This is a genomic window from Escherichia sp. B1147, assembly GCF_001660175.1.
GTDB classification, from domain to species: Bacteria; Pseudomonadota; Gammaproteobacteria; order Enterobacterales; family Enterobacteriaceae; genus Escherichia; species Escherichia whittamii.
Map to the genome: position 1 here is coordinate 1 of NZ_LFHY01000005.1, position 21,781 is coordinate 21,781.

The window sequence follows — 21,781 nt, forward strand, 5'->3', positions numbered from 1 at the left end:
TAGCGCCGATGGTAGTGTGGGGTCTCCCCATGCGAGAGTAGGGAACTGCCAGGCATCAAATTAGCGAAAGGCCATCCGTCAGGATGGCCTTTTTGCGTTGGTGCAGAAAAAATACCGGATGCGACGCTGGCACGTCTTATTGTTTTATCTGTGCCCGTCCTGAATAGCGTAGGCAGTAAAAACCACCGAATGGTCTGGCTAAGAAATAAAGACCCTACACATTTCCTTGTATACGCCAGATGTTCGCCCATTTCCATACGACAACCTCACCTGAAATCCTTCCTGCCATCCTGAATAATCATTCTCTTGCTAACCAAATTCGCAATTATGGTTGCACAAGCATATGTAACAAATGTATAACATTCGACTTACTAAATAATAAACAACATCGACCGACAAAAGCATCGGATTATGGCAGGAGAAATATTGGCATGGCAGAAAGCACTGTAACGGCAGACAGCAAACTGACAAGTAGTGATACTCGTCGCCGCATCTGGGCAATAGTAGGGGCCTCTTCAGGTAACCTGGTCGAATGGTTCGATTTCTATGTCTACTCATTCTGTTCCCTCTACTTCGCCCACATCTTTTTCCCTTCAGGTAATACGACCACTCAACTACTGCAAACAGCAGGCGTTTTTGCTGCGGGCTTTCTGATGCGTCCAATAGGTGGCTGGCTATTTGGACGTATAGCCGATAAACATGGCCGTAAAAAATCAATGTTGTTATCGGTGTGTATGATGTGTTTCGGATCACTGGTTATCGCCTGTCTGCCAGGTTATGAAACTATCGGTACCAGGGCTCCAGCATTATTGCTTCTCGCGCGTTTATTCCAGGGATTATCCGTTGGCGGAGAATATGGCACCAGCGCCACTTATATGAGTGAAGTTGCTGTTGAAGGGCGCAAAGGGTTCTATGCTTCGTTCCAGTATGTCACGCTAATTGGCGGTCAGTTGCTGGCCTTACTGGTTGTGGTGGTTTTACAACATACTATGGAAGATTCTGCTCTCAGAGAGTGGGGATGGCGCATTCCTTTTGCGTTAGGAGCGGTGTTAGCCGTTGTAGCGTTGTGGTTACGCCGTCAATTAGATGAAACTTCGCAACAAGAAACGCGCGCTTTAAAAGAAGCGGGCTCAATGAAGGGATTATGGCGCAATCGCCGTGCATTCATTATGGTTCTCGGCTTCACTGCTGCGGGTTCCCTTTGTTTCTATACCTTTACCACCTATATGCAGAAATATCTGGTGAATACTGCGGGAATGCACGCCAACGTAGCAAGCGGCATTATGACTGCGGCATTGTTTGTATTTATGCTCATTCAACCGCTCATTGGCGCGCTGTCAGATAAGATTGGTCGCCGAACCTCAATGTTATGTTTTGGCTCTTTGGCTGCTATTTTTACCGTCCCCATACTGTCAGCATTGCAGAACGTCTCCTCTCCTTATGCCGCTTTTGGTCTGGTGATGTGCGCCTTGCTGATTGTGAGTTTTTATACATCAATCAGCGGGATACTGAAGGCTGAGATGTTTCCGGCACAGGTTCGCGCATTAGGCGTTGGTCTGTCATATGCGGTCGCCAATGCTATATTTGGTGGTTCGGCGGAGTATGTAGCGTTGTCGCTGAAATCGATAGGAATGGAAACGGCATTCTTCTGGTATGTGACATTGATGGCCGTGGTGGCGTTTCTGGTTTCTTTGATGCTGCACCGCAAAGGGAAGGGGATGCGTCTTTAGTGATGCGCTATTTGCCAGACGGTATAGCCGGTGGTTGCACCGGCTACATCCCATGTAAAATCTTTCCAGCTCCAGCCGCTTCCTTCGGGGCGGCTATCCCAAAGTTCTTTTGACGTTCCCAACCCTACAGAGAACATCAGCCCGAACATTGCGCTGCGGTCGCGACTCATCCCCTGATGCTGTGCGTATTCATTTCCTGCAGCGGAAAGCATCGCCGAGGCGATAAAGTGTTGAGCTTTATCCTGCCCGTGCCAGCTATCGTAAGCCATGTGGCTGCAACCAGAAAGTAACAATAGTGAACAGACAAAAAGAATACGCAACGCGGCCTCCAAAAAACAAACCCCGTACGGGACGGGGTTCAGATTACAGGATACGGCTAATTAATCGGTCGATGCGGATGCGGCGCAAACGGCGGATAAGTTTGCGAACTTTCACCGGATAATCGGCAATACTTTGCAGATCGCGGTAGTGCTTAACAATGGTGGTATGCTCGCGGATCAGATCCAGTTCTTTTTCACGCTGCGGCGCAAGCTCCAGTTGCGGATCGTGGATCAAAATGGCGTTTTCCAGATCCAGACGCCAGGCGCGTGGATTCAGGTTATTGCCGGTTACCAGCATCCACTTATCATCAACCCACATTCCTTTCAGGTGATAAGTATTATCGTCATCTTTCCACAAACGGACCACTAACTGGTCTGTATTGACGTAATACTGCAAACGACTCAGGAAGCGACGCAGATTGATCTCATAAAGATAAGGCAACGCGCCAATTATCTTGAATGGTTCATCTTCCGGGATATAGAAGTCATTCGCGGTTTTATCACCAACGATAATTTCGACCTTTTTCCCTTCACGGAGCAACTGGATGATATTGCGCACCAGGATTGCCGGGAGGTTGAAGTATGGCGTGCAGATAGTCAGTTTCTGTTCTGCACAAGGCATCAGATGGAAAATGGTCTTGTTCAACAGACTCGATTTCCCCAGACCCACCAACGGCGTGACGGAAAGTTGATCGTTATCAGCATCTCCCTGGAAATGATAAGCGGCATCACGCAACTCCTGGCGGAACAGGCGAATGTCGTTCTTGATTTCCGGACTTTTTGGGCGATGTTCATCATCCAGACGGTTAACACCGCGACCATTCATAATATTCTGCGTAACCCATTCAAACATAATGTCTGACATCTTACGGTTACGAATCAGATGATAACGGTCGTAGCGGTATTTGTCGTGCTGATGCAGATAAACATCGTTCAGACTGGCACCGCTGTAAAGTACGCTATCGTCGATGATAAAGCCTTTAAAATGCAGAACACCCAGGGCTTCACGGGTATTGATGGGAACGCCATAAACCGGAACATCTACGCCCGGATTTTCCTGCGCCATGCGGCAGTACCAGTCAGCGTTAGTATTAGATGCCGCAGCGCCAATGCGTCCACGTTGCGCACGATGCCAGTCGACCAGCACCCGCACATCCAGTTCCGGACGCTGCCGTTTAGCCTCATAGAGCGCGCTCAGAATGCCTTTGCCACCATCATCCTGTTCGAGATACAGGGCAACAATGCAAATGCGCTGCTTCGCGCTGGCTATTTTTTCCAGCAGCGTCTCCCGGAAGTCGGCGGGAGCGTAAAAGAAATCGACATCATCAACTGATTGAGAAATCTTGGGTAGTTGGGCAAGGTGTTGTTGATGTTTATTACGCTTAAATTTTGACAACATCACAGTGCATTTCTTCTCTGTTCATTGAAGGGTCCTCTGTGCAATGCAGACGACATAAGCGGGCAATAATAACACCAGACCCGATTAAGTGGTCAACATTTCCAGTACCTTACTCATGATTCCTCGCGCTGGGCAAGATTTAGCGTAAGCCCAACGATCCCCTCTTCGAGCTGGATATCAACGTTAAACCCAAGCTTGCGGGCCAGCGCCACCATGCCACGATTGTTTGGCATCGTAATACCATTCAGACGTTGCAGTCCGTGATCTCGCGTATAGGTGATCAACTTTTCCATCAGTCGCCGACCTAACCCTAACCCTTTGAGATCCGAGCGAACCAGTACGGCAAATTCAGCATCAATGTTATCAGGGTCGGAGATCGCGCGTGTGACGCCGAGGATCTCTTCCGTTTGATCAATACGTCGCACCGCCACAAACGCCATTTCCCGATCGTAGTCGATCTGTGTCATGTTAGCTAAATCTTCATGGGTAAATTCGTTGATCTCGCTAAAGTAGCGATAATAAAGATCTTCTTTGGTGACTCGTGAAATGAATTGCTGAAGCTGTGGCTCATCCTCTGGCAAAATCGGGCGGAACAAGCAGCGTTCGCCGTTTTTCAATTCCACCCATTCTTCCAGCTGATGCGGGTACGGGCGCACTGCCAGCCGACTCTCGTTATCGCCTGCAAACGGTGCAATATCGAGCGTGACATCCAGCGCGGTAAATTCACTGCCAGAAGCCAGCAAAGGATGAATATCCAGACGCTGAATTTCCGGGCAATCGACAATCAAGTTGGAAGCCTGCACCAGAAGCTGGCTCAAGCCTGCAACATCCAATGGACGTAGCGCACTGCGCGCACGAATCTTTTTACTTTTGATTCCCTGAATGACCAGATAGCGGGCCAGGTTCATGTTTAGCGGCGGTAGCGCGACGACGGCTTGATCTTCAGGGCGCCACTCCACACCGCCTTCACCCAGCATGATCAGCGGTCCGAAAACCGGATCCTGCTCAACCACTACCCGCAACTCTTGAGCGCCCGCACGGTTAGCCATACTTTGCACCAGCAAACCGTGGATCCGCGCCTGCGGCCAGGCCATTTTTACGCGATCGAAAATAGCGTTCGCGGCTTGCTGTACTTCATTGGCTGTACGCAAGTAAAGCATTACGCCCTGAACTTCCGATTTATGTGGAATATCTGGCGAGCGCAATTTCAGCGCCACCGGATAACCAATCTGTTCAGCAATATGCACCGCTTCGGTACTATCGCTGGCAATCCAGGTGGGAAGCGTGTTCATACCATACGCTTGCAGGATTGGCTGTACCTCATGGGTATCGAGCGACGTTGCCCCTTCGGCAATAGCCTGTTGCAACAGAAGATGCGCTTCTGCGGTATTAGAGGTCAGATTGCTGGGCAGCGCCGGCGTTTCGCGTAGTTGCTTCTGATTACGCCGATACTCAACCATGTGCATAAAAGCGGTGATGGTACCTTCTGGCGTGCGATAGGTTGGCAGCCCGGCTTCACTGAATAAACGTCGCGCCTCTTGCGAGGAATGTTCGCCGCACCAGTTCGTCAGCAGAGAGACATACTTGCTGCGAGGGTGATGTTTTACCGCTTCAATTAATGCTTGCGCGCTTTCTGTTGCGGGCGCTGCGGCACTGGGCGAATGAATAACCATCAGCGCATCAAAATCCTGACTGTGGAGCAGAATATCCAGCGTTTTAATATAGTGCTCACTGCTGGCGTCATCGCGCAGATCAAGCGGGTTAGAGATTACTACATGTTCTGGCAACGCATCGCGTAGTTTCTGGCAGGTTTCTTCGCTTAGTGTTGCCAGCTTGCCATTGCGTGACCATAAGGCATCCAGCGCCAGCGCAGCTGGCGCTGCACCGTTGCTGATAATCATCAGTCGGTCGCCACGCAATGGGCGCATATGGCTAAGGGTTTCCACTGCCGAAAATAGTTCGTGAGTGTCCTGTACTCGTAATAAACCGGCACGCTGAATAGCCGCATCCCATGCCGGGTCCATTCCTGCCGTCGTATTCAGCAGTCGCTGTGCTGCCGGGCTACGTCCGCTTTTAATTACCAGGATCGGTTTATTACGCGAGGCGCTACGGGCAGCCGAAACAAAGCGCCGCGCGTCGCTTAATTGTTCGAGGTAGAGCAGGATGGCGCTGGTTTTACTGTCGCGCGCCAGATAATCGAGCAATTCATCAACGTCGATATCCAGGCTATCGCCGAGCGCAATAAAATACGAAAAACCCATTTCACGCTGTTGCGCCCAGTCGAGAATGGTGTTGGAAACAGCAGCCGATTGCGAAATAAACGCCAGTTTGCCGCGTTTGATTGGTACGGGCGAAAAGCTGGCATTCAGACCTTGCCACGGCGCCAGTAATCCCAGACTGTTTGGCCCAAGCAAGCGCATGTTATGGCGCTGGGCGCAGGCACGGAGATCTTCATGTTGCGATGCCGGGGCAGAAAGAATAATGCAGGTTTTACAGCCTTTCTCGCCGAGTTCTTCCAGAAGCGCCAGATTGCGGCTGGCATTGGTACACAGCACTGCAAGGTCGGGCGTAAATGGCAGACTGGCGATGTCCGGCCAGGCCAGTACACCTTGTACCGCTTTCCAGGCAGGCGTCACCGGTAACACCGGTCCGTTAAAGCCTCCCGCCAGCAGGTTACGCATCATCAGGTAACCTGCGCGATTAGGTTTCATCGATGCGCCAATTACCGCTATCGATTTTGGTCGCAGTAGTGCTTCCAGTCCTCGCTGACTCATACCAGTCTCCCGCAGAAGTGACTGAATGATTCTAAACGCTTTCTAACTGTTCTGCTGTGATGCTACCCAGATGTTGCGTTTTTCCTGCCAGATAGCGTGTTTTAAAGCGAGTGAAATGCTCGCCTAAGCTGACCGCAGCCCCGGTATCGCCCGCCATATCTAAAAGTGCGATAGCCACTTCAGCGGTACAATATTGGCCTTCAGCCTGGGCTTCACGCAGGCGATAAGCAGAAAGCCGGGAAAGATCGACGGAAATGACGGGAAGATTATCCAGATACGGACTTTTACGAAACATCTTGCGAGCTTCCGGCCAGGTGCCATCGAGCATGATAAACAGCGGTGGCTTACCGGAAGGCGGAGTGAAAATGACTTCCCGTTGTTCATCGGCATATGAGGCGGGAAAAACCACCATTGGCTGATATTCCGGATTCTGTACCAGATCCAGCAGTTCTTGCGATGGTTCGGTGCGCGACCATTGAAACGCGATGGTATCCGGCAAGATATCGGCAATCAAACGTCCCGTATTGCTGGGCTTCATCGGCTCGGTGTCGAACATCAGCAAACAAAAGCGGCTTTTTGCTTCCGCTGGCGTGATCGTTGAACAGAGACATAATTTCTCTGGTAAAAGACAACGTTGGCAACGACGAACGCGATTACCACGGGCAAGAAAAGGGCGCGTTGCGCGCGCAATACGCTCGGCGCGTAACTGGAGAACAGCGTTTTCGGTCATAAGAGAGCGTCGAAAAAACGCCATTGTCGCAGAGGAGAAAACGGGGCACAAGATGCGCCCCGACAAGATTAAAGCGATTCGTTCAGCCAGCTATCGAAAGGTGCTTTCGGTACTGCGCCATTAAGCATGTCGACAACCTGACCGTTTTTGAAAATCATGATCGTCGGAATACTGCGAATACCAAAGCGACTGCTTAATTCACGTTCAGCTTCGGTATTCACTTTCACAAAGCGCACTTTACCGCTACGCTCTTGCGCAACATCTTCAAAAATTGGCGCGAAATTACGGCAAGGGCCGCACCACGGCGCCCAGAAGTCGATCACCACAGGCAGATCGTCTTTCAGTAATTTGTCGAGCGTTTCACTGGTCGCATTAATCACCTCTCCGTCAAACAGGTTGTGACCGCAGCGTCCACATTTTGCCGCATCTTCGATCCGATCGTCGGGAATGCGATTGATGGCCTGACAATGGGTACAAACGGTATTCATATCTAACCTCGGGATGAGTAAGGAGACTTATCGGTAACGACAGAGGTATGTTTCTAATATGTTACATATTATCGAGGGCATTGTTCCAGACAACAATCTGTTTTATTCAATGGGTATGATAGTCACAGGCTTTGGAACGAAATCATGGCGAACCGCGCGCACTTCGGGTAATCTGCGCGCTTCGCGCAGCGCTGGTGGAGAAAAGCATGAACGATGAAATGAAAAGCAAAAGCGGCAAGGTCAAAGTGATGTATGTCCGCAGTGATGATGATTCTGATAAACGTACTCATAACCCGCGTACCGGGAAAGGGGGCGGGCGTCCAGGAAAATCTCGTGCCGACGGTGGCCGTCGCCCCGCCCGCGATGACAAACAGAGTCAGCCTCGTGACCGCAAGTGGGAAGAGTCGCCGTGGCGCACGGTTTCCCGCGCGCCGGGTGATGAGACGCCGGAAAAGGCCGATCACGGTGGCATCAGTGGTAAAAGTTTTATTGATCCGGAAGTGTTGCGTCGTCAGCGTGCGGAAGAAACTCGCGTCTACGGCGAAAATGCATGTCAGGCACTGTTCCAGAGCCGCTCGGAAGCAATTGTTCGCGCCTGGTTTATCCAGAGCGTAACGCCGCGTTTTAAAGAGGCATTGCGCTGGATGGCGGCAAACCGCAAAGCGTACCATGTGGTGGATGAAGCCGAACTGACAAAAGCGTCAGGCACGGAACATCACGGTGGCGTTTGCTTTCTGATCAAAAAACGTAACGGCACAACCGTGCAGCAGTGGGTAAGTCAGGCCGGTGCGCAGGATTGTGTACTGGCGCTGGAAAACGAATCTAACCCGCATAACCTGGGCGGCATGATGCGTAGCTGTGCGCACTTTGGCGTGAAAGGCGTTGTGGTGCAGGATGCTGCGTTGCTGGAATCGGGGGCGGCTATCCGTACCGCAGAAGGCGGCGCAGAACATGTTCAGCCGATTACTGGCGACAACATTGTTAACGTACTGGATGATTTCCGTCAGGCGGGCTACACCGTGGTGACCACTTCCAGCGAGCAAGGTAAACCGCTGTTCAAAACCAGTCTGCCAGAAAAAATGGTGCTGGTGCTGGGTCAGGAATATGAAGGGTTACCGGATGCCGCACGCGATCCGAACGATTTGCGCGTGAAGATTGACGGTACTGGCAACGTTGCTGGACTGAATATCTCTGTTGCAACCGGCGTTCTTCTTGGCGAATGGTGGCGTCAGAATAAAGCCTGATAAATCAGCCGGGTGGCAGTTCTGCCATCCGGCATTTTCCCGTTAATTTACTCACTCTCTGCCGGTAATACTGGCATCCAGTCAATCGGCGTCTCGCCACGTTGTTCCAGCCACTGATTTGCCAGCACAAAATGGTTACAGCCAAAGAATCCACGATGCGCAGAAAGCGGTGACGGATGCGGTGCTTTCAGCACGTGATGGCGTTGCTTATCTATAATCGCCCCTTTCTTTTGTGCATGCGATCCCCACAACAAAAATACCACGCCTTCGCGGTGCTGATTAATCAGACTGATGACTTTATCAGTAAATGTCTCCCAACCGAGGCTGGCGTGGGAATGCGCCTGGCCTGCACGTACAGTCAATACGGTATTGAGCAGCAGGACACCCTGACGCGCCCAGCTTTCAAGATAGCCATGAGTAGGGCGAGTAAAGCCTGGGATAGTATTTTCCAGCTCTTTATACATATTCAGCAGTGACGGTGGTGTCGGAATGCCGGGGCGAACGGAAAATGCCAGACCATGCGCCTGTCCTGGTCCGTGATAAGGATCCTGGCCGAGAATCACCACTTTCACGTCACCCAACTCTGTGAAGCGGAACGCGTTAAAGACATCTTTTTGTGGCGGATAGATAGTGATACCGGACTGCCGCTCGTTGGCGACGGTCTGAAGGGTGTTAAGAAAATAGGGTTGCTGCTTCTCTTCAGCCAGCACGTCATGCCAGGTTAATTCGTTAGCCATCTCGCTCTCCTGCGAATCTTCAATCCGCCTAGCTTAACTGCTTCTTTCTACAGAACAAAACCAAGCACACTTTTTAGCCAAAAATACGTGAAAAAAAATGTAAATTGGTAAAATTCCACACCTGCATAAGTTGATGTAAAACAATAAAATCCATTTGCGGCCACACTTGATGTGTGGTTTTTATTGATTTAAATCAAAGAATCAAGGGTCTTTGAGGAGTATATATACACTCAAGCAACAATGGTTTTACCAATTAGCCGCGACAGGCTGATCAAATCAAATAAATTTTGCCGGGGAGGCATCACATGATTACAGGTATCCAGATTACTAAAGCCGCTAACGACGATCTGCTGAACTCTTTCTGGCTGCTGGACAGCGAAAAAGGCGAAGCGCGTTGCATCGTTGCGAAAGCAGGTTTTGCAGAAGACGAAGTGGTTGCAGTAAGCAAACTGGGTGACATTGAGTACCGTGAAGTTCCAGTAGAAGTTAAACCAGAAGTACGCGTAGAAGGTGGTCAGCACCTGAACGTAAACGTTCTGCGTCGTGAAACTCTGGAAGATGCAGTTAAGCATCCGGAAAAATATCCGCAGCTGACCATCCGTGTATCCGGTTATGCAGTTCGCTTTAACTCTCTGACTCCGGAACAGCAGCGCGACGTTATCGCTCGTACCTTTACTGAAAGCCTGTAAGGCTTAAGTCAGATATATCAGAAGCGGAAGAGGGCAACCTCTTCCGTTTTTTTGTTTATTAATAGAAAATACGAACCGCGCAATAGACCAGAAGCAGCGCCAGCACGATATTTAACAGATGACCATACTGGCGAAACAATCGCTGAAACAGATGCCCCGCCAACGCCCAGCATACATTGCCAAACGTCCCAATCATTGCCAGCAAAACGCTGACGCCAACTACCCAGCTTAACGCCTGCGTTTGCGGCAGGACAAATGTCGATAGTGCCGTAATGCCGTACAAAATGATTTTGACGTTCACAAACTGTAGCGCAAAGCTTGCCCAAAAGCTGATCGGTTTTGCCTGTAGCCCGTCTTCCTTTGTTGGGCTGGTAGCGATTTTCCACGCCAGCCAGACAATATATGCCGCCCCCGCCCAACTTAACAGATGCACTGCTGCCGGGTCGATAACAGCCAGTGAAAACGAAATTCCCGCACACAGCAGCATGACGATTAAAAATCCCAGACTCATCCCTGCCAGTACGCGGGTACTCTGACGAAACCCATGCGACGTGGCAGAACTAAGGGCGAGAATATTGTTTGGTCCTGGTGTAAGGGCAGTAATCAGTGTGTAGGTCCAAAAAGCACTTAAAAGGGTCGGTGTCACTTGTTATCTCCTCTGTTTTAGTAGACAGTACCCGACACAAAACATTTAAAAAAATGAATGTTTTCACATTCTAAATTCGATATTTTCGATAGGTTTGGGATTATGGATCTGCGCCGTTTTATTACCCTAAAAACCGTGGTGGAAGAGGGTTCCTTTTTGCGTGCTTCGCAAAAATTGTGCTGCACACAGTCGACGGTTACCTTTCATATTCAGCAGCTTGAACAGGAGTTTTCGGTCCAGTTGTTTGAGAAAATTGGTCGACGGATGTGCCTCACTCGCGAAGGAAAAAAGCTGCTGCCGCACATTTATGAACTCACCAGAGTGATGGAAACGCTTCGCGAAGCTGCCAAAAAAGAGTCTGATCCGGACGGAGAACTGCGCGTTGTTTCGGGGGAAACGTTACTCTCTTACCGTATGCCGCAAGTGTTGCAGTGTTTTCGACAACGAGCGCCAAAAGTGCGTTTATCATTGCAGTCGCTGAACTGTTATGTGATCCGTGATGCACTACTGAATGATGAGGCAGACGTCGGCGTCTTTTATCGCGTAGGGAATGATGATGCACTGAACCGACGTGAGTTGGGTGAACAATCGCTGGTGCTGGTGGCTTCACCGCAAGTTGCAGATGTTGATTTTACTGAGCTGGGAAGGCATAACGTCTGTAGCTTTATTATCAACGAACCGCAATGTGTCTTCCGGCAGATCTTTGAAAGCACGCTGCGCCAGCGGCGCATCACGGTGGAAAACACCATTGAGCTTATAAGTATCGAAAGCATCAAGCGTTGTGTTGCGGCAAATATCGGTGTCAGCTACTTGCCACGCTTTGCGGTGGCAAAAGAGCTTGAAAGCGGTGAATTAATTGAATTGCCCTTCGGCGAACCGTCGCAGACCATTACAGCAATGTGCGCACACCATGCCGGAAAAGCGGTTAGCCCGGCGATGCACACTTTTATTCAGTGTGTTGAAGAGTGTTTTTTGCCGGGATAAAAATAATGCCGGGCTTAAACCCGGCATTAAGATTACTCTTCTGTCGTTTGCGGCGGCACGCCCGTTCCGCTTGGTTTGCGGCGCTTACCAATATTTTTGGTATCGCGATGGCGTTTTTTCACCCGCGGCTTCTCTTTCTCTTTAGCCTTTTTCTTCTCGGCACGTTTCGCCAGCACTTTCTTAGATGGCTTGCCCGTCTGTTTCTCGCTTGGCGCACGTGTTTTCGGGCGTAACTCATCAATTACGCGAGCTTTAATCGGCTCTTCAATGTAACGGCCAACTTTGCCCAGCAGCAGATGGTCATGAGCTTCAACCAGCGAAATCGCAGTGCCTTTACGGCCAGCGCGAGCGGTACGCCCGATACGGTGCAAATAAGTATCGCCACTGCGCGGCATATCGAAGTTAAAGACGTGGCTGACATCCGGAATGTCGATACCGCGTGCAGCAACGTCGGTAGCAACCAGCACGTTAACGCGACCTTCGGTCAGACGTTTAATCGCTTCATTACGCTTGCCTTGTACCATCTCACCTTCGAGATAGCAGTTGTTGATGCCCGCTTCGCGCAGCCAGTTTGCCAGTTCATGCACACGCTCACGCTTACGCACAAATACGATTGAGCGAGTCGCTTCAGGCTGTTTTAACAGGTGCACCAGCAACGCGGTTTTATGCTCAAGATCATCGGCGCGGTAATACCACTGATGGATCTTTTTGCGCTCACGAGTGGAAGGATTAGCAGAAACTTCCACCGGATCTTCCAGCAGACGCTCGGCAAAATCCTGAATCGCATCGCCTTCCAGCGTTGCGGAGAAGAGCAGGGTCTGTTTACGCCAGCGCGTTTCGCCAGCAATATGTTCGATATCCTGAGCGAAGCCCATATCCAGCATACGGTCCGCTTCGTCGAGGATCAGCGTTTCAACCGCGCGGCAATCGAAATTCTCTTCTTTTATGTATTGCAGCAGACGTCCGGTCGTGGCGACCACGATGTCCTGGTTTTCGCTGAACACTTCTGCGTGGTTCATATAGGCCACGCCGCCGGTGATAGTGGCGATATCGAGATGCGTATGTTTCGCCAGTTCGCGGGCATGATCGGCCACCTGCATCGCCAGTTCGCGAGTTGGGGTGAGGATCAAAATACGCGGTGGACCGGATTTCTTACGTGGGAAATCGAGCAGGTGCTGCAACGCTGGCAGCAGATACGCCGCCGTTTTACCGGTGCCTGTCGGCGCAGAACCGAGTACATCACGGCCATCGAGCGCAGGCGGAATGGCGGCAGCCTGAATGGCGGTCGGGCGAGTGAAACCTTTATCCTGGAGGGCTTCCAGCAGGCTTTCGTCGAGTTCAAGTTCGGAAAAAGTCGTTACAGTCATGTTCTACCTCTGTGTGGGGCGCTGATTATAGACGTTACGGCTGCAATCTTCATCTGTTTGTATGGATATCACTTCTCAGGTATTGTTCTTACCCGGTGCTATCGCCGTTTTTTCAGCAAGGTTTTATTTTCATGTCACAGTCTACATCCGTGCTTCGTCGTAATGGATTTACTTTTAAACAGTTTTTTGTCGCACATGATCGCTGTGCAATGAAAGTGGGAACGGATGGTATTTTGCTTGGCGCATGGGCTCCTGTGGCTGGGGTAAAACGCTGCCTTGATATCGGCAGCGGTAGCGGCTTATTGGCTTTGATGCTGGCGCAGCGCACCGATGACAGCGTGATAATCGATGCGGTTGAAATTGAAAACGAAGCGGCTGCCCAGGCGCGGGAAAATTTCGCTCAGTCCCCGTGGGCAGAGCGGATTAACGTCCATACGGCGGATATTCAGCAGTGGATAACACAGCAGACAACGCGCTTTGATTTAATCATCAGCAACCCGCCCTATTATGAGCAGGGAGTGGAGTGTGCGACACCGCAGCGGGAACAGGCGCGCTATACCACCACGCTGGATCATCAATCCTTGCTGACCTGCGCGGCAGAATGCATTACCGAAGAGGGATTTTTCTGCGTGGTGCTGCCAGAGCAAATCGGTAATAGTTTTACTGAGCTGGCATTAAGTATGGGGTGGCATTTACGTTTGCGAACGGATGTGGCAGAAAACGAAGCACGATTGCCGCACCGGGTGCTGCTGGCATTCTCCCCACTGGCGGGGGAGTGCTTTTGCGATCGCTTAGTCATTCGTGGGCCAGACCAGAACTATTCTGAAGCGTATACGGCGCTGACCCAGGCCTTTTATCTATTTATGTAATGATTGACGGGGGTGAGAATCGACGGACCGGAATGCGTGAGTAGCTCCGGGTAATCCAGCGTGAAATGCAACCCCCGACTCTCCTTGCGCATCATTGAACAGCGAACAATCAACTCGGCAACCTGCACCAGATTACGCAGTTCCAGCAAATTATTCGACACGCGGAAGTGGGCGTAATATTCGTCTATTTCCTGTTGCAACATATTGATACGCCGCAGGGCGCGCTCAAGACGTTTTGTTGTGCGCACAATGCCTACGTAATCCCACATAAACAAGCGTAACTCGTGCCAGTTATGTTGAATCACCACCAGTTCATCAGGATTCTCAACGCGGCTTTCATCCCAGGGTGGCAGGCTGCTGACGCCGCGCGCATAAGGCATACGTTTTGTGATATCTTCCGCCGCCGACCAGCCATAGACCAGACACTCCAGCAAGGAGTTAGAGGCCATGCGGTTAGCACCATGTAATCCTGTATAACTCACTTCTCCAATGGCATACAGGCCATCAACATCCGTGCGTCCATGATTATCAACCATTACACCGCCGCAGGTATAGTGCGCAGCAGGCACAATCGGCACCGGTTCTTTCGTGAGATCAATACCCAGCCCCAACAACTTTTCATAGATCATCGGGAAATGCTGGCGAATAAATTCGGCGGGCTTATGGCTGATATCAAGGAACATACAATCCGCGCCGAGGCGTTTCATCTCATGGTCAATGGCGCGGGCGACAATATCGCGCGGGGCCAGTTCGCCGCGATCATCAAAATCAGGCATAAAACGTGTGCCGTCCGGGCGTTTCAAATAAGCTCCTTCGCCGCGTAAGGCTTCCGTTAACAGGAAATTCCGTGCCTGTGGATGGTACAGCGCGGTAGGGTGAAACTGATTAAATTCGAGATTGGCGACCCGGCAACCAGCACGCCAGGCCATGGCAATACCATCACCAGAGGAAATATCCGGATTGGTGGTGTACTGATAAACCTTCGACGCGCCGCCAGTTGCCAGCACCACTGCTTTGGCGTGGCAAGTTTCCACTGTTTCTTTATTACGGTTCCAAACCCACGCGCCGACAACCCTTCGCGTTCCAGGCAAACCAATCTTGTCAGAAACAATCAGATCAACCGCATTGCTGCGTTCCAGCACATGAATATTCGGATGGTTCTGCGCCTTGCTCACCAGCGTGGTTTCTACTTCTCTACCGGTGGCGTCGGCAGCATGAAGAATACGACGGTGACTATGCCCACCTTCACGGGTCAGATGATAGCTCTCTTCGCCATTTGGCTGGACGTGGGTATCAAACAACACTCCCTGATCAATTAGCCATTGCACGCAGGAACGCGCGTTGCTGGCGACAAACTCAACCGCATGGCGATCGCAAATTCCGGCGCCAGCAATCAATGTGTCTTCCACATGCGAGTCAATGCTGTCAGTTTCATCAAACACGGCGGCGATTCCGCCCTGGGCATAAAATGTTGAGCCTTCCGTTACCGGGCCTTTGCTAAGAACGATGATCCGATGCTGGTCAGCCAGACGTAGTGCCAGTGAAAGCCCGGCTGCGCCGCTACCGATAATCAACACATCGCAAGAATGTTCAGGAAGAGTATTCATTTTGTTTGTTTAATTTACTAAACACGATTTGGTCATCATAGCAGCACATTGTGTAATTAAACACCTGTTATTTTAATATTTGTTACAATGGCTAAACAGGAAGATCCTGGGCGGTGGAAAAAAGAGAAGTTGCTTGCTGGCGGAGGATTAGGTGGTGAAATAAAAAGGCCGTTGGGGTACTCTTCAGGCAGTTAAATGGGCATTTCTACACAGATAATGCGATGTTCAGATTCTGTAGACTTATAATGATAGATAATGATCCGTCTACAGCATGACAAACAAAAACAGATGCGTTACGGAACTTTACAAAAACGAGACACTCTAACCTTTTGCTTGCTCAAATTGCAGCTAATGGAGTGGCGTTTCGATAGCGCGTGGAAATTTGGTTTGGGGAGACTTTACCTCGGATGAGCGAGCAGTTAACGGACCAGGTCCTGGTTGAACGGGTCCAGAAGGGAGATCAGAAAGCTTTTAACTTACTGGTAGTGCGCTATCAGCATAAAGTGGCGAGTCTGGTTTCCCGCTATGTGCCGTCGGGTGATGTTCCCGATGTGGTACAAGAAGCTTTTATTAAAGCCTATCGTGCGCTGGATTCGTTCCGGGGAGATAGTGCTTTTTATACATGGCTGTATCGGATAGCTGTCAATACAGCGAAAAATTACCTGGTTGCTCAGGGGCGTCGTCCACCTTCCAGTGATGTGGATGCCATTGAAGCAGAAAACTTCGAAAGTGGCGGCGCGCTGAAAGAAATTTCGAACCCTGAGAACTTAATGTTGTCAGAAGAACTGAGACAGATAGTTTTCCGAACTATTGAGTCCCTCCCGGAAGATTTACGCATGGCAATAACCTTGCGGGAGTTGGATGGCCTGAGCTATGAAGAGATAGCCGCTATCATGGATTGTCCGGTAGGTACGGTGCGTTCACGTATCTTCCGAGCGAGGGAAGCTATTGATAATAAAGTTCAACCGCTTATCAGGCGTTGACGATAGCGGGATACTGGATAAGGGTATTAGGCATGCAGAAAGAACAACTTTCCGCTTTAATGGATGGCGAAACGCTGGATAGTGAGCTGCTTAACGAACTGGCTCACAACCCGGAAATGCAGAAAACCTGGGAAAGCTATCACTTAATCCGTGACTCTATGCGGGGTGATACTCCTGAGTTGCTTCATTTCGATATCTCATCACGCGTGATGGCCGCCATTGAAGAAGAGCCAGTTCGTCAACCGACGATATTGATCCCAGAGGCCCAGCCTGCACCGCATCAATGGCAGAAAATGCCATTCTGGCAGAAAGTACGTCCGTGGGCGGCACAGCTTACCCAAATGGGCGTAGCGGCATGTGTATCGCTTGCAGTTATCGTTGGCGTCCAGCACTATAATGGACAATCTGAAACGTCCCAGCAGCCCGAAACACCGGTATTTAATACTCTGCCGATGATGGGTAAAGCCAGCCCGGTAAGCCTGGGGGTACCTTCTGAAGCGACGACCGCGAGCAATGGTCAGCAGCAACAGGTACAGGAGCAGCGTCGTCGCATTAATGCCATGTTGCAGGATTACGAACTGCAACGTCGACTCCACTCCGAACAGCTTCAGTTTGAGCAGGCCCAGACACAGCAAGCCGCTGTACAGGTGCCAGGAATTCAAACTTTAGGAACGCAATCGCAGTAATGAAGCAACTTTGGTTTGCCATGTCATTAGTGACAGGTAGCCTGTTATTCTCTGCTAACGCCTCGGCCACTCCCGCGTCCGGGGCGTTATTACAGCAGATGAACTTGGCTAGTCAGTCACTGAATTACGAGCTGTCATTCATCAGCATCAATAAACAAGGTGTTGAGTCTCTGCGTTATCGACATGCACGCCTCGATAACCGTCCGCTTGCACAGTTGTTGCAAATGGATGGCCCGCGCCGGGAAGTGGTACAGCGCGGCAATGAAATCAGCTACTTTGAGCCGGGCCTTGAACCGTTTACTCTTAATGGCGATTACATTGTTGATTCTCTGCCATCGCTCATCTATACCGATTTCAAACGCCTTTCTCCTTACTACGACTTTATCTCCGTGGGACGCACTCGTATTGCTGATCGTCTTTGCGAAGTCATTCGCGTAGTCGCCCGTGATGGTACACGCTACAGCTACATTGTGTGGATGGACACCGAATCGAAATTACCGATGCGGGTTGATCTCCTTGATCGCGATGGCGAAACGCTGGAACAATTTCGCGTGATTGCTTTTAACGTCAATCAGGATATCAGCAGCAGTATGCAGACGCTGGCGAAGGCGAACTTGCCGCCACTGCTTTCTGTTCCTGTAGGTGAAAAAGCCAAATTCAACTGGACTCCAACCTGGTTACCGCAGGGGTTTAGCGAAGTCTCCAGTAGCCGACGCCCGTTGCCCACGATGGACAATATGCCCATCGAATCACGTCTCTATTCTGACGGGTTGTTCAGCTTCTCGGTAAACGTTAACCGCGCGACGCCGTCGAGCACCGATCAGATGTTGCGAACCGGACGCCGAACAGTCAGCACCAGCATACGTGACAACGCGGAAATCACTATTGTTGGTGAACTACCGCCGCAAACGGCGAAACGCATCGCCGAGAACATTAAGTTCGGGGCCGCGCAATGATCAAAGAGTGGGCTACTGTCGTCTCCTGGCAAAACGGGCAGGCGCTGGTCAGTTGTGATGTCAAAGCCTCATGCAGCAGCTGCGCTTCCCGTGCTGGCTGCGGCAGCCGCGTGTTGAATAAACTTGGTCCGCAAACCACACATACCATCGTCGTACCCTGTGATGAACCGTTAGTGCCGGGGCAAAAAGTGGAATTAGGAATCGCTGAAGGTAGCCTGCTTAGTTCCGCATTGCTGGTTTATATGTCGCCGCTGGTGGGATTGTTCCTTGTTGCTTCGTTATTTCAGCTACTCTTTGCTTCAGACATTGCGGCGTTATGCGGCGCAATTCTTGGTGGCGTTGGTGGATTCCTGATTGCGCGCGGCTACTCGCGAAAGTTTGCTGCCCGGGCTGAATGGCAACCGATCATTTTAAGCGTGGCATTGCCGCCAGGCCTTGTGCGGTTTGAAACATCTTCGGAAGACGCGAGCCAGTGATTTCACTGGCTTTGTCGCATTTTGCATAACAAATGCGAGGACGTTTCCAGATACTACAATCCATACGGTATGAACATTTCCTCGCCTCAATGTTGTAGTGTAGAATGCGGCCTTTCTATTAATACAGACGTTAAGCTCAGAACAGCGACTTCTAAAAGCCTGGTTAACCGGGCATTAAGGCACAATAATCATACTTTATGAAGAATATACGTAACTTTTCGATCATTGCTCACATTGACCACGGTAAATCGACGCTGTCTGACCGTATTATCCAGATCTGCGGTGGCCTGTCTGACCGTGAAATGGAGGCGCAGGTTCTCGATTCCATGGATCTTGAGCGTGAGCGTGGCATCACCATCAAAGCGCAGAGCGTGACGCTGGACTACAAAGCGTCTGACGGCGAAACCTATCAGCTTAACTTTATCGACACTCCAGGCCACGTTGACTTCTCCTATGAAGTTTCCCGTTCTCTGGCCGCCTGCGAAGGCGCATTGCTGGTGGTCGACGCCGGGCAGGGCGTAGAAGCGCAAACTCTGGCGAACTGCTACACCGCGATGGAGATGGATCTCGAAGTGGTGCCGGTACTGAACAAGATTGACTTACCGGCAGCCGATCCTGAACGCGTGGCGGAAGAAATTGAAGATATTGTTGGCATCGATGCCACCGACGCGGTGCGCTGTTCAGCGAAAACCGGCGTTGGCGTGCAGGACGTTCTCGAACGTCTGGTGCGCGACATTCCACCGCCGGAAGGCGATCCAGAAGGTCCGTTACAGGCGCTGATTATCGACTCCTGGTTCGATAACTACTTGGGCGTGGTTTCACTTATCCGTATTAAAAACGGCACCCTGCGTAAGGGCGACAAAGTGAAAGTTATGAGCACCGGGCAGACCTATAACGCCGACCGCCTGGGGATCTTCACGCCGAAACAGGTTGATCGTACTGAACTGAAATGCGGCGAAGTAGGTTGGCTGGTGTGTGCGATCAAAGACATCCACGGCGCACCGGTAGGCGATACCTTAACGCTGGCGCGTAATCCGGCAGAAAAAGCGTTGCCTGGGTTTAAGAAAGTTAAACCGCAGGTTTATGCGGGCTTGTTCCCGGTAAGTTCCGACGACTATGAAGCCTTCCGTGACGCGTTGGGCAAACTCAGCCTGAACGACGCCTCACTGTTCTATGAGCCAGAAAGCTCTACGGCGCTGGGCTTTGGTTTCCGCTGCGGCTTCCTCGGCCTGCTGCACATGGAGATCATTCAGGAACGTCTGGAACGTGAATACGATCTGGACCTGATTACCACAGCACCGACAGTAGTGTATGAAGTTGAAACTACGGCAAAAGAAGTTATCTACGTCGACAGCCCATCCAAGCTGCCAGCGGTAAATAACATCTACGAACTGCGCGAGCCGATTGCAGAGTGTCATATGCTGCTGCCGCAAGCGTATCTCGGTAACGTCATTACCCTGTGCGTGGAAAAACGCGGTGTACAGACCAACATGGTCTATCACGGAAACCAGGTAGCGCTGACGTACGAGATCCCGATGGCGGAAGTGGTGCTTGATTTCTTCGACCGACTGAAATCAACCTCGCGTGGCTATGCGTCTTTGGATTACAACTTCAAACGCTTCCAGGCTTCTGACATGGTGCGTGTTGACGTCTTAATCAACGGTGAGCGTGTTGATGCGCTGGCATTGATCACCCACCGTGATAATTCGCAAAATCGTGGTCGCGAGCTGGTGGAGAAGATGAAAGATCTGATCCCACGCCAGCAGTTTGATATCGCTATTCAGGCAGCGATTGGTACGCACATCATTGCGCGTTCCACCGTGAAGCAGCTGCGTAAAAACGTACTGGCTAAATGCTATGGTGGTGATATCAGCCGTAAGAAAAAGCTGCTGCAGAAGCAGAAAGAAGGTAAGAAACGTATGAAGCAGATCGGTAACGTCGAGCTGCCGCAAGAAGCGTTCCTTGCCATTCTGCACGTCGGCAAAGACAACAAATAACCCTTAGGAGTTGGCATGGCGAATATGTTTGCCCTGATTCTGGTGATTGCCACACTGGTGACGGGCATTTTATGGTGCGTGGATAAATTCTTTTTCGCACCTAAACGACGGGAACGTCAGGCAGCGGCGCAAGCGGCTGCCGGGGATTCACTGGATAAAGCAACCCTGAAAAAGGTTGCGCCGAAGCCAGGCTGGCTGGAAACCGGGGCTTCTGTATTTCCGGTGCTGGCTATCGTATTGATTGTGCGTTCATTTATTTATGAACCGTTCCAGATCCCGTCAGGTTCGATGATGCCGACTCTATTAATCGGTGACTTCATTCTGGTAGAGAAATTTGCTTACGGCATTAAAGATCCTATTTACCAGAAAACATTGATCGAAACCGGTCATCCGAAACGTGGCGATATCGTGGTCTTCAAATACCCGGAAGATCCGAAGCTTGATTATATCAAGCGAGCGGTAGGTTTACCGGGCGATAAAGTCACTTATGATCCGGTGGCGAAAGAAGTGACCATTCAACCAGGATGCAGTTCCGGTCAGGCGTGTGAAAACGCGCTACCAGTAACTTATTCCAACGTTGAACCGAGCGATTTCGTACAGACCTTCTCGCGTCGTAACGGCGGAGAAGCGACCAGTGGCTTCTTTGAAGTGCCGAAAAACGAAACTAAAGAAAATGGTATTCGTCTTTCCGAACGTAAAGAGACGCTGGGCGATGTAACGCATCGCATCCTGACTGTACCCATCGCCCAGGATCAGGTAGGGATGTATTACCAGCAGCCAGGGCAGCAACTGGCAACCTGGATTGTTCCGCCGGGCCAATACTTCATGATGGGTGACAACCGCGATAACAGCGCGGACAGCCGTTACTGGGGCTTTGTGCCGGAAGCGAATCTGGTCGGTCGGGCAACGGCTATCTGGATGAGTTTCGATAAGCAAGAAGGTGAATGGCCGACAGGTGTGCGCTTAAGTCGCATTGGTGGCATCCATTAATTGCTGTTTCTCGTTCACGTTGTCGTCATTCTGGCGGCAACGTGAATTATTTATGAGATAAATCTCCCCAGGCTAACGACATCCCTTATCGTTGTGTATAGAATATTCC

At 50.8% G+C, this 21,781-nt stretch carries 21 protein-coding genes; 12 read left to right on the top strand and 9 right to left on the bottom strand.

Annotation, left to right across the window (positions count from 1 at the left end; genetic code table 11):
- Positions 1-431 precede the first annotated feature (431 nt).
- Complete coding sequence (gene kgtP / locus A9180_RS03190) at positions 432-1,730, top strand: alpha-ketoglutarate permease (protein WP_064526114.1); 1,299 nt, start codon at positions 432-434, stop codon at positions 1,728-1,730.
- Here the strand turns inward: kgtP and A9180_RS03195 are convergent.
- From A9180_RS03195 to trxC, 5 genes are all read right to left on the bottom strand, one after another.
- A complete protein-coding gene (locus A9180_RS03195) occupies positions 1,727-2,050 on the bottom strand; it encodes a YfiM family lipoprotein (RefSeq protein WP_074399450.1) in 324 nt (107 codons plus the stop codon). The two genes, kgtP and A9180_RS03195, sit on opposite strands and share 4 nt — an antisense overlap.
- A 43-nt stretch (positions 2,051-2,093) precedes the next feature.
- Complete coding sequence (gene pssA / locus A9180_RS03200; protein ID WP_064526119.1) at positions 2,094-3,449, bottom strand: CDP-diacylglycerol--serine O-phosphatidyltransferase; 1,356 nt, start codon at positions 3,447-3,449, stop codon at positions 2,094-2,096.
- Positions 3,450-3,562: 113 nt separating this feature from the next.
- The gene (gene patZ, locus A9180_RS03205; RefSeq protein WP_064526121.1) at positions 3,563-6,223 is read right to left on the bottom strand and encodes a peptidyl-lysine N-acetyltransferase PatZ; all 2,661 of its coding nucleotides are present in this window, start codon (positions 6,221-6,223) and stop codon (positions 3,563-3,565) included.
- A 31-nt stretch (positions 6,224-6,254) separates the two neighbouring features.
- Positions 6,255-6,953 carry a tRNA-uridine aminocarboxypropyltransferase gene (tapT, locus tag A9180_RS03210; RefSeq protein WP_064526123.1) on the bottom strand — a complete coding sequence of 233 codons (699 nt, stop codon included), beginning with the start codon at positions 6,951-6,953 and terminating at the stop codon, positions 6,255-6,257.
- A 68-nt stretch (positions 6,954-7,021) separates the two neighbouring features.
- Positions 7,022-7,441 carry a thioredoxin TrxC gene (gene trxC / locus A9180_RS03215; protein ID WP_064526125.1) on the bottom strand — a complete coding sequence of 140 codons (420 nt, stop codon included), beginning with the start codon at positions 7,439-7,441 and terminating at the stop codon, positions 7,022-7,024.
- A 206-nt stretch (positions 7,442-7,647) separates the two neighbouring features.
- On the opposite strand from trxC, the gene A9180_RS03225 reads away from it, so the two are divergent.
- A complete protein-coding gene (locus A9180_RS03225; RefSeq protein ID WP_064526130.1) occupies positions 7,648-8,685 on the top strand; it encodes a tRNA/rRNA methyltransferase in 1,038 nt (345 codons plus the stop codon).
- 47 nt (positions 8,686-8,732) lie between these two features.
- Here A9180_RS03225 and ung read toward each other — a convergent pair whose 3' ends face one another.
- Positions 8,733-9,422: a uracil-DNA glycosylase gene (ung, locus tag A9180_RS03230; RefSeq protein WP_064526131.1), complete on the bottom strand. Its 690-nt coding sequence runs from the start codon at positions 9,420-9,422 to the stop codon at positions 8,733-8,735.
- 305 nt (positions 9,423-9,727) lie between these two features.
- Between ung and grcA the strand changes: the two genes are divergently transcribed.
- A complete protein-coding gene (gene grcA / locus A9180_RS03235) occupies positions 9,728-10,111 on the top strand; it encodes an autonomous glycyl radical cofactor GrcA (RefSeq protein WP_000627804.1) in 384 nt (127 codons plus the stop codon).
- A 58-nt stretch (positions 10,112-10,169) separates the two neighbouring features.
- Here the strand turns inward: grcA and eamB are convergent, their stop codons facing one another.
- Positions 10,170-10,757, bottom strand: a complete 588-nt coding sequence (eamB, locus tag A9180_RS03240; protein ID WP_064526133.1) for a cysteine/O-acetylserine transporter — start codon at positions 10,755-10,757, stop codon at positions 10,170-10,172.
- A gap of 102 nt (positions 10,758-10,859) precedes the next feature.
- Between eamB and A9180_RS03245 the strand changes: the two genes are divergently transcribed.
- Entirely contained in the window at positions 10,860-11,741 is an 882-nt protein-coding gene (locus A9180_RS03245; RefSeq protein WP_064526135.1) for a LysR family transcriptional regulator, read from the top strand.
- 32 nt (positions 11,742-11,773) lie between these two features.
- On the opposite strand, the gene srmB is transcribed toward A9180_RS03245, so the two are convergent.
- Positions 11,774-13,108: an ATP-dependent RNA helicase SrmB gene (srmB, locus tag A9180_RS03250; protein WP_000219193.1), complete on the bottom strand. Its 1,335-nt coding sequence runs from the start codon at positions 13,106-13,108 to the stop codon at positions 11,774-11,776.
- A gap of 131 nt (positions 13,109-13,239) precedes the next feature.
- Here srmB and trmN point away from each other — a divergent pair, with 131 nt between their 5' ends.
- Positions 13,240-13,977: a tRNA(1)(Val) (adenine(37)-N(6))-methyltransferase TrmN gene (gene trmN / locus A9180_RS03255; RefSeq protein WP_064526137.1), complete on the top strand. Its 738-nt coding sequence runs from the start codon at positions 13,240-13,242 to the stop codon at positions 13,975-13,977.
- Here trmN and nadB read toward each other — a convergent pair.
- Complete coding sequence (nadB, locus tag A9180_RS03260; protein WP_064526139.1) at positions 13,962-15,584, bottom strand: L-aspartate oxidase; 1,623 nt, start codon at positions 15,582-15,584, stop codon at positions 13,962-13,964. The two genes, trmN and nadB, sit on opposite strands and share 16 nt — an antisense overlap.
- A 255-nt stretch (positions 15,585-15,839) precedes the next feature.
- Between nadB and rseD the strand changes: the two genes are divergently transcribed.
- From rseD to lepB, 7 genes are all read left to right on the top strand, one after another.
- The gene (rseD, locus tag A9180_RS24135; protein WP_064526141.1) at positions 15,840-15,995 is read left to right on the top strand and encodes a rpoE leader peptide RseD; all 156 of its coding nucleotides are present in this window, start codon (positions 15,840-15,842) and stop codon (positions 15,993-15,995) included.
- Complete coding sequence (rpoE, locus tag A9180_RS03270; protein ID WP_001295364.1) at positions 15,992-16,567, top strand: RNA polymerase sigma factor RpoE; 576 nt, start codon at positions 15,992-15,994, stop codon at positions 16,565-16,567. The genes rseD and rpoE overlap by 4 nt, the downstream gene beginning before the upstream one ends.
- Before the next feature lie 32 nt (positions 16,568-16,599).
- The gene (gene rseA / locus A9180_RS03275) at positions 16,600-17,253 is read left to right on the top strand and encodes an anti-sigma-E factor RseA (protein ID WP_064526142.1); all 654 of its coding nucleotides are present in this window, start codon (positions 16,600-16,602) and stop codon (positions 17,251-17,253) included.
- Positions 17,253-18,209 carry a sigma-E factor regulatory protein RseB gene (gene rseB / locus A9180_RS03280; RefSeq protein ID WP_064526144.1) on the top strand — a complete coding sequence of 319 codons (957 nt, stop codon included), beginning with the start codon at positions 17,253-17,255 and terminating at the stop codon, positions 18,207-18,209. Before rseA ends, rseB begins: the two co-directional genes overlap by 1 nt.
- Positions 18,206-18,685, top strand: coding sequence for a SoxR-reducing system protein RseC (rseC, locus tag A9180_RS03285; RefSeq protein WP_064526146.1), 480 nt, complete (start codon positions 18,206-18,208; stop codon positions 18,683-18,685). Before rseB ends, rseC begins: the two co-directional genes overlap by 4 nt.
- Positions 18,686-18,882: 197 nt before the next feature.
- Positions 18,883-20,682, top strand: coding sequence for a translation elongation factor 4 (lepA, locus tag A9180_RS03290; protein WP_000790173.1), 1,800 nt, complete (start codon positions 18,883-18,885; stop codon positions 20,680-20,682).
- 15 nt (positions 20,683-20,697) lie between these two features.
- Positions 20,698-21,672, top strand: a complete 975-nt coding sequence (gene lepB / locus A9180_RS03295) for a signal peptidase I (protein ID WP_000002532.1) — start codon at positions 20,698-20,700, stop codon at positions 21,670-21,672.
- Positions 21,673-21,781 lie beyond the last annotated feature (109 nt).

Excerpts from the sequence above, each read along its gene's own strand:
- kgtP (WP_064526114.1), top strand. The coding sequence starts at position 432 with ATGGCAGAAAGCACTGTAACGGCAGACAGCAAACTGACAAGTAGTGAT.
- pssA (WP_064526119.1), bottom strand. The coding sequence starts at position 3,449 with ATGTTGTCAAAATTTAAGCGTAATAAACATCAACAACACCTTGCCCAA.
- patZ (WP_064526121.1), bottom strand. The coding sequence starts at position 6,223 with ATGAGTCAGCGAGGACTGGAAGCACTACTGCGACCAAAATCGATAGCG.
- tapT (WP_064526123.1), bottom strand. The coding sequence starts at position 6,953 with ATGACCGAAAACGCTGTTCTCCAGTTACGCGCCGAGCGTATTGCGCGC.
- trxC (WP_064526125.1), bottom strand. The coding sequence starts at position 7,441 with ATGAATACCGTTTGTACCCATTGTCAGGCCATCAATCGCATTCCCGAC.
- A9180_RS03225 (WP_064526130.1), top strand. The coding sequence starts at position 7,648 with ATGAACGATGAAATGAAAAGCAAAAGCGGCAAGGTCAAAGTGATGTAT.
- ung (WP_064526131.1), bottom strand. The coding sequence starts at position 9,422 with ATGGCTAACGAATTAACCTGGCATGACGTGCTGGCTGAAGAGAAGCAG.
- grcA (WP_000627804.1), top strand. The coding sequence starts at position 9,728 with ATGATTACAGGTATCCAGATTACTAAAGCCGCTAACGACGATCTGCTG.
- A9180_RS03245 (WP_064526135.1), top strand. The coding sequence starts at position 10,860 with ATGGATCTGCGCCGTTTTATTACCCTAAAAACCGTGGTGGAAGAGGGT.
- srmB (WP_000219193.1), bottom strand. The coding sequence starts at position 13,108 with ATGACTGTAACGACTTTTTCCGAACTTGAACTCGACGAAAGCCTGCTG.
- trmN (WP_064526137.1), top strand. The coding sequence starts at position 13,240 with ATGTCACAGTCTACATCCGTGCTTCGTCGTAATGGATTTACTTTTAAA.
- nadB (WP_064526139.1), bottom strand. The coding sequence starts at position 15,584 with ATGAATACTCTTCCTGAACATTCTTGCGATGTGTTGATTATCGGTAGC.
- rseD (WP_064526141.1), top strand. The coding sequence starts at position 15,840 with ATGATCCGTCTACAGCATGACAAACAAAAACAGATGCGTTACGGAACT.
- rpoE (WP_001295364.1), top strand. The coding sequence starts at position 15,992 with ATGAGCGAGCAGTTAACGGACCAGGTCCTGGTTGAACGGGTCCAGAAG.
- rseA (WP_064526142.1), top strand. The coding sequence starts at position 16,600 with ATGCAGAAAGAACAACTTTCCGCTTTAATGGATGGCGAAACGCTGGAT.
- rseB (WP_064526144.1), top strand. The coding sequence starts at position 17,253 with ATGAAGCAACTTTGGTTTGCCATGTCATTAGTGACAGGTAGCCTGTTA.
- rseC (WP_064526146.1), top strand. The coding sequence starts at position 18,206 with ATGATCAAAGAGTGGGCTACTGTCGTCTCCTGGCAAAACGGGCAGGCG.
- lepA (WP_000790173.1), top strand. The coding sequence starts at position 18,883 with ATGAAGAATATACGTAACTTTTCGATCATTGCTCACATTGACCACGGT.
- lepB (WP_000002532.1), top strand. The coding sequence starts at position 20,698 with ATGGCGAATATGTTTGCCCTGATTCTGGTGATTGCCACACTGGTGACG.